A 9,103-nucleotide genomic window follows, 5' to 3' on the forward strand; every position below is an offset into this window, starting at 1 on the left:
CAGAAATGACAGATTTTATTGAGCCACGCAAGAGCTCAGAGCTCGGTATCAATTCAGTTCCATTTGTAGAGGTTGAACAACCTGGCGCTGCGCCACTACTGGAACAAGCAAAGGGATTCTGGGTCACCTTCTCAACTATGTTTAAGAAGAACCAGACTGTGCAATACCCAGATGTTAAAGCCCCAACAGCGCCACGTTTTCATGGCCGCCATCAACTTAATCGCCATCCTGATGGTTTAGAAAAATGTATTGGGTGCGAACTCTGTGCGTGGGCATGCCCAGCCGATGCCATTTATGTGGAAGGCGGCGATAACACTCCAGGAAATCAACTCTCGCCAGGAGAGCGTCATGGCGCCGTCTATCAAATTAATTATCTGCGCTGCATTTTCTGTGGGCTTTGTGTTGAAGCATGCCCAACGCGCGCCCTAACTATGACAAATGAGTACGAACTCGCAGATGACAAGCGGGAAAAGTTAATCTTCGAAAAGGAAGATCTCCTTGCCCCGCTTCGTCAAGGAATGCTGGCACCGCCTCACCCAATGTATCCAGGTATGACAGATACTAATTATTACAACGGCGAAGTTACGCAAGCACACCCAGCACAGCAGGAACAGAGTTAATGCTAGAAATTCAAACTCCTGAAACCATCATGTTCTGGGTGCTTGCTCCACTTTCAGTTATTGCCGCCCTCGGAATGCTCCTGGTGAAGAAGGCGGTGCACTCTGCGCTCTTACTTGCTTGGGTCATGATTACTCTTGCCATTTTCTATATTGCCCAAGATGCACTCTTCCTGGGCATCGTTCAGATCGTGGTTTATACAGGGGCGGTCATGATGCTCTTCCTCTTTATCTTGATGCTCGTCGGTGTCGATGCCTCTGATTCACTGACCGAGACAATTTCTGGACTTCGCCCTATTGCAATCACGGCAGCAGTTGGCTTTGGTGGACTCTTCGTTTCTCTTATTGGCAGGGCGACACTGGGCCGTGATGCGGTTGGACTCACAGCGGCAAATACCAATGGAAATGTGGAAGGCCTTGCGCAGCAGCTCTTTTCTACCTATGTCTGGCCCTTCGAAGTCGTCTCTGCCCTTTTAATTACGGCAGCACTTGGTGCCATGGTTCTTGCGCATCATCAACGCAGCGTTGCACGCCCTACCCAACGTGAACAATCAATCGCACGCTTTCGTTCAGGTTCACTTGCCGGCGCCGCCGGACTTCCTAGCCCAGGTGTATTTGCACGTCACAACGCAGTAGATGTGCCAGCACTACTTCCTGATGGAAGCGCCGCACCTACCTCAATTTCAGCAACGCTGAAAGCTCGTGGAGATATGTTGGAATCTCGATCATTTGAACTCGGCGAAGTTGATAACACTGTTGCGGAAGAGAAGTAATGAATCCGTATAACTATCTCTATTTAGCGGCGCTACTTTTCACCATTGGCGCAGTGGGTGTCGTTGTCCGTCGCAACGCAATTGTGGTCTTTATGTGTGTTGAGCTGATGCTTAATGCGGCAAACCTCACCCTCGTTACTTTCTCACGCATCAATGGCACACTCGATGGTCAAGTGGTCGCCTTCTTCACCATGGTCGTGGCTGCCTGCGAAGTGGTGGTTGGACTCGCAATAATCGTGACTATCTATCGCTCACGTCGATCTGCCTCTGTCGATGATGCTAGTTTGTTGAGACGATAACGATGACCACTTCTACATCACTGGCATATCTCATCGCCCTGCCACTAGCAGGAGCTGTAATTTTATTACTCGCAGGACGCCGGGCTGATAAGTGGGGTCACCTGCTTGCTACCGCACTTTCAGCAAGTTCATTTGGCGTGGGTCTTTATCAACTTTCACAGATGATGGCAGCAGCGCCAGAAGAACGCGCTGTCAGCCAGAAGCTCTTCTCTTGGATCAGTGTTGGAACATTTAACGTAGATGCCGGGCTCTTACTTGATCAACTCTCAATCTGCTTTGTCCTTCTTATTACAGGTGTGGGCACCCTGATTCATATCTATTCAATCTCTTATATGTCGCACGACCCAGACCGCCGCCGCTTCTTTGCTTATTTAAACCTCTTTATCGCTGCCATGTTATTGCTCGTTCTCGGAGATTCCTATCTCAACCTCTATGTGGGTTGGGAAGGCGTAGGTCTTGCTTCCTATCTCTTAATCGGTTTCTGGAATCAGAAGCCGGCATATGCCACTGCATCAAAGAAGGCATTTGTGATGAACCGTATTGGCGATATGGGTCTTTCATTTGCCATCATGATTGCTTTTGCAACTCTTGGAACAGTCTCCTTTAGTGGCGTCAAAGAGGCTTCAGAGACAGCATCGACTGCCGCACTTACTGGTATTGGAATTATGTTATTAGTGGCAGCCGCTGGTAAGTCGGCGCAGTTCCCATTGCAAGCATGGCTTGGTGATGCGATGGCTGGTCCGACACCAGTATCTGCACTCATTCACGCGGCAACGATGGTGACGGCAGGTGTCTATCTCATTACTCGATCTAACTTTATCTTTGATGCCGCCCCAACAGCCCAACTCCTAGTCGTTATTGTCGGAGCAGTTACTCTGATTTTCGGGGCCCTTGTTGGTACTGCCAAAGATGACATTAAGAAAGCACTCGCAGCGTCAACTATGTCCCAGATTGGTTACATGATCTTGGCTGCTGGCCTTGGACCTGCAGGATATGCCTTTGCAATCATGCACTTACTTACCCACGGCTTCTTTAAAGCAGGTATGTTCTTAGGTGCTGGTTCCGTCATGCATGGCATGAATGACCAAGTGAATATGCGTCGCTATGGAGCGCTTCGTAAATTTATGCCCATCACCTTTGCCACCTTTGGTCTTGGTTATCTGGCAATCATTGGCGTTCCACCATTTGCTGGTTTCTACTCCAAAGATGCAATTATTGAGACCGCCTTCAATGCCGGTGGCATAAAAGGAATTCTCTTGGGATCTACCGCACTCCTTGGGGCAGCTATTACAGCTTTCTACATGACACGTGTCATGGTGCTGACATTTACTTCACCAGAGCGTTGGGAAGAAGATCAACATCCACATGAGTCGCCGATCCTAATGTGGCTGCCTATGGCTGTTTTGGCAGTGGGATCTGTAACTACCGGGTACCTATTTACTCGCGGAGATGGACTCGTGCACTGGTTAGAACCAGTATTTGGTGAGCATGGCGAACATGAAGAGTTCTTGCCGGCAATAGTTGTTTCGGGGTTGGCAATTACCGCGGTAGTAATTGGTGTTGCTATCGCACTTATGAAGTATCAATTCTCAGATGTCGATGCCAAGGCGCCAGAAAATGTAACAGAATTTACGCTCATTGCACGCAAAGATTTGTTCCAAGATTCATTTAATGAGTCAGTCTTTATGCGCCCCGGACAAGTGCTCACAAGACTTCTCGTTAAGGGCGATGAGAGCATTGTCGATGGCGCAGTGCGCTTAGTTGGACGCACAGCGCTGAGCGCCGGCTCTGAACTTCGAAAGACACAGACTGGTTTTGCCCGCAGCTACGCTGCCCTTATTCTTATTGGCGCAGTTGTCCTGATTGCCGCAATTTGGGTGGTCACACAATGAACGCGCTGACCACAATGATGTTGCTTCCAATCCTTGGCACGCTACTGCTTGCAGTGATTCCGAGTGATCAAGTACTACGTATTAAGCAGGCAGCACTTGCCACCACGCTATTAGTTGCAATCTCTGGCGTACTCACCTGGTTTAACTTTAATTCAGCCGATACCTCATTCCAGTTTGTGCAATCAGTTAAGTGGATTCCTTCATTTGGCATCAACTACGCAGTAGGTGTCGATGGCCTCTCACTTGTTCTTATTCTGATGTCCGTGCTCCTTGCGCCCATTGTGGTCTTGGCTGGGTGGAAAGAATCTGAAGGCGGACGTTGGTCTGCCAAAGTCTTTTACATGCTCATTCTTGTTCTGGAAACGATGATGATTGGCGTCTTTGCGGCTACCGATGTATTCCTGTTCTACGTAATCTTCGAAGCGATGTTGATTCCGGTCTACTTCCTCATCGGTGGATATGGAAGTGGCGATCGCGCCGCCGCAGCCGTGAAGTTCTTGCTCTATAGCCTCTTCGGCGGTCTCTTGATGCTGGCCTCAATTATTGGCCTCTATGTGATTTCTGGTGCCAATGGTGGACACACCTTTGATATCAACAAATTATCTGAGCTCCATAATTACATGAGCCCTACAACACAGAATCTGCTCTTCCTCGGTTTCTTTATCGCCTTTGCCATCAAGGCGCCGTTATGGCCGCTGCACACCTGGCTTCCAGATGCCGCATCCTCTGCAACTCCTGGAACCTCAGTGTTGCTACTTGGCGTTTTAGATAAAGTCGGAACATTCGGAATGATTCGTTTCTGCCTCACACTCTTTCCAGATGCGAGCAAGACTTTCACGCCAATCATTATTACTTTGGCCGTGATTTCAATAATCTACGGCGCCTTCCTTGCAATTGGTGCTACTGATATTAAGCGCCTGATTGCTTACACATCCATCTCTCACTTTGGATTTATCACCATGGGAATCTTTGCCATGACTACCCAAGGTCATAGCGGTGCCACTCTTTATATGTTTAACCATGGCTTCTCAACCGCCGCGCTATTTATCGTGGCCGGATGGATGGCAGCCCGCCGTGGCTCATCAACAATTGCCGACTTCGGTGGCTTACAACGTGTCACGCCAGTAATGGCCTGGTCATTCTTTATCGCCGGCATGTCATCGCTGGCGCTCCCTGGTCTATCAAGCTTCGTCAGTGAGTTCTTGGTCCTCGTTGGAACATTTACTCGTTATCCAGTTGCGGCCGTCATCGCCACCTTCGGAATCGTACTTGCCGCACTCTATATTTTGATTCCGGTGCAGAAGGCGCTGCATGGGCCGACTACACCTGGAAATGAAAACCTGCCAGATTTAAACCTTCGGGAAAAGATTGCAATAGCACCGGTGATGGCAATTATTATTGCCCTCGGTTTCTATCCATCACCGCTCCTGAACGTCATTAATCCAGCATCTGCACACGTGCTGGAAGTGCAGGGATTTACTGATCCAACACCATCAGAGGGCGCAGGTAAGTAAATGGAATTTATCGCTCCTTCCCTTAATTACGCCCAGCTAGCTCCTATTCTTATTGTGCTTGGTGGCGCTCTTGCTGGAGTTCTGATTGAGGCATTTGCACCGCGTGCAGCACGTTACTCATCGCAACTCTTTGTCGCACTCTTCTCACTCGTGGCATCCTTTGCCGCCCTGGTTCGAGTGCGCACCCAAACTTCCGTCGATGCCGCAATGGGCTCGGTTGCCTTCGATGGCGTGGGAGTCCTGCTGCAGGGTTCCATTCTCATTATTGCCGTGCTCTCCATCTTTCTTATTGCAGATCAAGAGAGCTTCACCGCCCTTGCGGCATCGGTGCCAGGATCAGAGGAAGAACGTGATGCGGTGCAATCTGATCTGCGAGTCACCGAAGTTTTCCCACTCACACTATTTGCAGTGGCCGGAATGCTTTTATTCCCAGTTGCTAGTGATCTGATTACGCTCTTTGTGGCACTTGAAGTGCTCTCACTACCGCTCTATCTCATGGCCGGACTTTCCCGTCGTCGCAGATTGGCCTCACAAGAGGCGGCGCTGAAGTACTTCCTTCTTGGCGCATTCTCCTCCGCCTTCTTCCTACTTGGAATTGCCTATCTCTTCGGTTACTCAGGATCAATTACTCTGGCCGGAATCCAAGCGAGTGTTATTGGTGGCGCCGGCAATGATGTCTTCCTACTTCTAGGAATCGCATTTATCTCGATTGGCCTTCTCTTTAAAGTTGGCGCAGTGCCATTTCATGCCTGGTCACCTGATGTGTATCAAGGTGCACCGACTGCCATCACTGGATTTATGGCAGCAGCGACAAAGGTGGCCGCATTCGGTGCAATTCTTCGTATTTTCTATGTCTCCTTTGCAAATGCAGAGTGGCAGTGGAAGCCAGCGATGGTAGTGATTGCAATTATTACTATGGTCTTTGGCTCGGTCGTTGCTATTGCGCAACGCGACGTTAAGCGCATGCTCGCCTACTCATCCATTGCCCACGCTGGTTTCTTACTCGCTGGCGTGATTGCCTTGAGTAAAACGGGGCTAGAGGCCTCCATCTTCTATCTCTTTGCCTATGGTGTGGCCACTGTCGGTGCATTTGGAATAGTAACACTTGTGCGAGATGCATCAGGTGAAGTTGGTGATCTCAATCGCTGGAGTGGTCTTGGAAAGCGCGCTCCACTTTTAGCATCAGCCTTTGCCTTCTTCTTACTTGCCTTTGCTGGTATTCCACTGACTTCCGGATTTATCGGAAAGTTCTCCATCTTCTCTGCCGCCTATGAATCTGGAAGCACCTCAATTCTTATCGCCGGTGTTCTTTCATCTGCAGTTGCCGCTTTCTTCTATATCCGCGTCATCGTCTTGATGTTCTTTAAAGATCCAATTGAAGATGGAACATCGGTGGTAATTCCATCAGCGCTGACCACAATCACCATAACAATTTCAGCTGTGTTGACCCTAGTTCTTGGAATTTATCCAGCACCACTGATTGACTTCATCGCAACCACTGCCACCTTTATCCGCTGATGTCATCCTTTGGAATTCCGGGCTTAGCACCGGCGCTTGAATTAGAACTTACAGCGAGTATGAAGCAGGTGGAAGAGCTGCTCTTTAGCCATATCCAAGGCGATTACCCGCTGGTGGAAGAGACCTCTCGACACTTAGTTGCCGCTGGCGGCAAGCGACTACGCCCGCTACTGACAATCTTGGCATCGCATTATGGCGATAAGAATAAGTTTGGAATTATTGAATCAGCTGCGGTCTGCGAATTAACCCACGTGGCAACGCTCTATCACGATGACGTCATGGATGAAGCACCACTCAGGCGTGGTGTGGAAAGTGCTAATAACCGCTGGGGAAATACCGTTGCCATTTTGACTGGCGACTATCTCTTTGCGAAAGTATCAGCACTGCTGGCAGATATCGGACCAGAAGCGGTGCGGCTACAAGCATCAACATTTGAACGTCTGGTTATCGGACAGATCATGGAAACGCAAGGACCACAGAACGGTCAAGCACCGCTGGAGCATTACATGCAGGTAGTGGCTGATAAGACAGGTTCACTTATTTCAGCCAGTGCGCGTTTTGGTGCCATGGTCTCAGGGGCACCCAATGAAATAAAGGAGACACTGACAGTCTTTGGTGAGAAAATTGGTATTGCCTTCCAATTAGCAGACGACATCATTGATATCGCAAGTGAGTCTCATGAATCAGGAAAGACTCCAGGAACAGATTTACGTGAAGGAATTCCCACCTTGGTCACACTCAATGTTATGAATTCAACTGATTCCAAAGATCGCGCGCTCATTAAGTTACTCAAAGCCCCTATTAAGGATGAGGCTGTGGTTGCTCAAGTCTTGCAGGCGCTACGCACGCACGATGCACTGGGGCAATCGCGCACGCAGTTACTTGAGATCGCACGCGATGCGCGCACCGCCCTTGGTCCACTGCCAGTTAATGATGTGACCGGTGCTTTATTTTCCCTCTGTGATGCGATTATCGACCGTTCTGCTTGATCGCACTAGATCAATACCGAGTGCAATAAGTGCGCACCAGATTAGGAAGAAGCCGATCCAGCGCGCAGTAGGCATATCTTCGTGACGTACCCAGACTCCGATAGAAAATAGAATTGTCGGTGTGATGTATTGCAAGAGCCCGATAGTGCTATATGGCAAACGAGTAGTAGACCCATTAAATAAGAGCAGCGGAATAGCTGTCACCGCCCCGGCGCTAACCAGGAGCAGCGTGAGTCCAGGGGATTGGCCAAAGGATCCGCTGCCTTGCTGGCCGAGAAAGATTAAATATCCAGCGTAAGGAAGCAGTGAAATAAGGGTCTCAATTGTGATCCCTTCAACGGCGCCCAGGTTTAGTTTCTTCTTTACTAACCCATAGCTACCCCATGAGAGTGCAAGTGCGAGTGCTATCCAGGGGAGTCTGCCGTAATCAATAGTGAGAACCAATACACCGAAGGCAGCTATTGCAACGGATACCCATTGCAACGGTCGCATTTTTTCGCGCAGAATAATGATGCCGAATGCGATGATAACAAGTGGGCTAATGTAATAACCGAGAGCTGCCTCAACCACATGTCCATGGTTTACAGCCCAGATATAGGTGATCCAGTTGATGGAAATCAAGATTGTGCTCAGCAGTAGCACCACCATAATCTTTGGATTCTTCACGAACTGCAAGGTGGAGAAGATCTGTTTGGTCAGTGCCAGAACTATCAGACAGAAAACCAGCGTCCAAACGGCGCGGTGAGCAACTATCTCTAGCGCATTCGCCGGTTGCAGCAGTGGCCAATACAAGGGCAGTAGCCCCCAGATAACGTAAGAGCTAATTCCAAAGAGGAGCCCTAGTGAATACTCGCTACGTTTATCTGCCACTTAGCGGAAGTTAACAAACTGAACAGCAAAATCAAATTTACCATTCTTAATTTGCTCGATAGCCTCTTGCAGATCATCACGGCTCTTAGATGTCACACGAAGCTCATCACCCTGAATCTGGGTCTTAATTGACTTAGGACCCTCATCACGCAGAAACTTGGCAACCTTCTTGGCATTCTCAGTTGAGATTCCCTCTTTTAAGGTGCAAGCGATCTTGTAGATCTTGCCTGATAATTGAGGTTCAGGTGCTTCTAAGTGTTTAAGTGATACACCGCGCTTAATCAGCTTATCTTTGACAACATCAAGAGTTGCCTTTGCGCGCTCTTCGGTATCTGCCTCAATTGCAATCTTGTCACCTGATAATTCAATCTTTGCACCGGTATTTTTAAAGTCGAATCGTGTATCAATCTCGCGAATAGCCTGATTAATGGCGTTATCTAGCTCCATCCGGTCAATCTTTGAGACTACGTCAAAACTGCTGTCAGCCATTGTTGTGAGGCTCCCCTGTGATTTTTAAAGTTCCAGCGCCTAAGGTATCGTTTGCCGCTCGCACTACCAAAGCGCCGTAAGACTTGTATGACCCTGGCGGGTTGCCCGAGCGGCCAATGGGAGGGGACTGTAAATCCCCCGG

The 9,103-nt window shown here is 49.1% G+C and carries 9 protein-coding genes; 7 read left to right on the forward strand and 2 right to left on the reverse strand.

Features of this window, described 5'->3' with window-relative positions:
- The first annotated feature begins 5 nt into the window (after positions 1 to 5).
- From nuoI to AC9UEP_RS05250, 7 genes are read left to right on the forward strand one after another with little or no spacing between them, the layout of a single operon-like run.
- Positions 6 to 620, forward strand: a complete 615-nt coding sequence (gene nuoI / locus AC9UEP_RS05220) for an NADH-quinone oxidoreductase subunit NuoI (RefSeq protein WP_509544741.1) — start codon at positions 6 to 8, stop codon at positions 618 to 620.
- Positions 620 to 1,390 (forward strand): NADH-quinone oxidoreductase subunit J, encoded by a 771-nt coding sequence (locus AC9UEP_RS05225; RefSeq protein WP_509544720.1) that lies wholly within the window; start codon positions 620 to 622, stop codon positions 1,388 to 1,390. Before nuoI ends, AC9UEP_RS05225 begins: the two co-directional genes overlap by 1 nt.
- Positions 1,390 to 1,689 (forward strand): NADH-quinone oxidoreductase subunit NuoK, encoded by a 300-nt coding sequence (gene nuoK / locus AC9UEP_RS05230; protein WP_509544723.1) that lies wholly within the window; start codon positions 1,390 to 1,392, stop codon positions 1,687 to 1,689. Before AC9UEP_RS05225 ends, nuoK begins: the two co-directional genes overlap by 1 nt.
- 2 nt (positions 1,690 to 1,691) lie before the next feature.
- Positions 1,692 to 3,581, forward strand: a complete 1,890-nt coding sequence (gene nuoL, locus AC9UEP_RS05235) for an NADH-quinone oxidoreductase subunit L (RefSeq protein WP_509544726.1) — start codon at positions 1,692 to 1,694, stop codon at positions 3,579 to 3,581.
- Entirely contained in the window at positions 3,578 to 5,095 is a 1,518-nt protein-coding gene (locus AC9UEP_RS05240) for an NADH-quinone oxidoreductase subunit M (protein ID WP_509544729.1), read from the forward strand. Before nuoL ends, AC9UEP_RS05240 begins: the two co-directional genes overlap by 4 nt.
- On the forward strand, positions 5,096 to 6,613 hold the full coding sequence (gene nuoN / locus AC9UEP_RS05245) for an NADH-quinone oxidoreductase subunit NuoN (RefSeq protein WP_509544732.1): 1,518 nt from the start codon (positions 5,096 to 5,098) through the stop codon (positions 6,611 to 6,613).
- On the forward strand, positions 6,613 to 7,602 hold the full coding sequence (locus AC9UEP_RS05250; RefSeq protein ID WP_509544735.1) for a polyprenyl synthetase family protein: 990 nt from the start codon (positions 6,613 to 6,615) through the stop codon (positions 7,600 to 7,602). Before nuoN ends, AC9UEP_RS05250 begins: the two co-directional genes overlap by 1 nt.
- Here AC9UEP_RS05250 and rarD read toward each other — a convergent pair.
- Entirely contained in the window at positions 7,561 to 8,472 is a 912-nt protein-coding gene (gene rarD, locus AC9UEP_RS05255; protein WP_509544738.1) for an EamA family transporter RarD, read from the reverse strand. The two genes, AC9UEP_RS05250 and rarD, sit on opposite strands and share 42 nt — an antisense overlap.
- Positions 8,473 to 8,961 (reverse strand): YajQ family cyclic di-GMP-binding protein, encoded by a 489-nt coding sequence (locus AC9UEP_RS05260; protein WP_422688278.1) that lies wholly within the window; start codon positions 8,959 to 8,961, stop codon positions 8,473 to 8,475.
- Positions 8,962 to 9,103 lie beyond the last annotated feature (142 nt).

The sequence above is a fragment of the Candidatus Planktophila sp. genome, from assembly GCF_040402315.1.
Classification (GTDB): Bacteria; Actinomycetota; Actinomycetes; order Nanopelagicales; family Nanopelagicaceae; genus Planktophila.

What these genes read in the sequence shown, in the direction of transcription:
- nuoI (WP_509544741.1), top strand. Translation starts at nt 6, where the DNA reads ATGACAGATTTTATTGAGCCACGCAAGAGCTCAGAGCTCGGTATCAAT.
- AC9UEP_RS05225 (WP_509544720.1), top strand. Translation starts at nt 620, where the DNA reads ATGCTAGAAATTCAAACTCCTGAAACCATCATGTTCTGGGTGCTTGCT.
- nuoK (WP_509544723.1), top strand. Translation starts at nt 1,390, where the DNA reads ATGAATCCGTATAACTATCTCTATTTAGCGGCGCTACTTTTCACCATT.
- nuoL (WP_509544726.1), top strand. Translation starts at nt 1,692, where the DNA reads ATGACCACTTCTACATCACTGGCATATCTCATCGCCCTGCCACTAGCA.
- AC9UEP_RS05240 (WP_509544729.1), top strand. Translation starts at nt 3,578, where the DNA reads ATGAACGCGCTGACCACAATGATGTTGCTTCCAATCCTTGGCACGCTA.
- nuoN (WP_509544732.1), top strand. Translation starts at nt 5,096, where the DNA reads ATGGAATTTATCGCTCCTTCCCTTAATTACGCCCAGCTAGCTCCTATT.
- AC9UEP_RS05250 (WP_509544735.1), top strand. Translation starts at nt 6,613, where the DNA reads ATGTCATCCTTTGGAATTCCGGGCTTAGCACCGGCGCTTGAATTAGAA.
- AC9UEP_RS05260 (WP_422688278.1), bottom strand. Translation starts at nt 8,961, where the DNA reads ATGGCTGACAGCAGTTTTGACGTAGTCTCAAAGATTGACCGGATGGAG.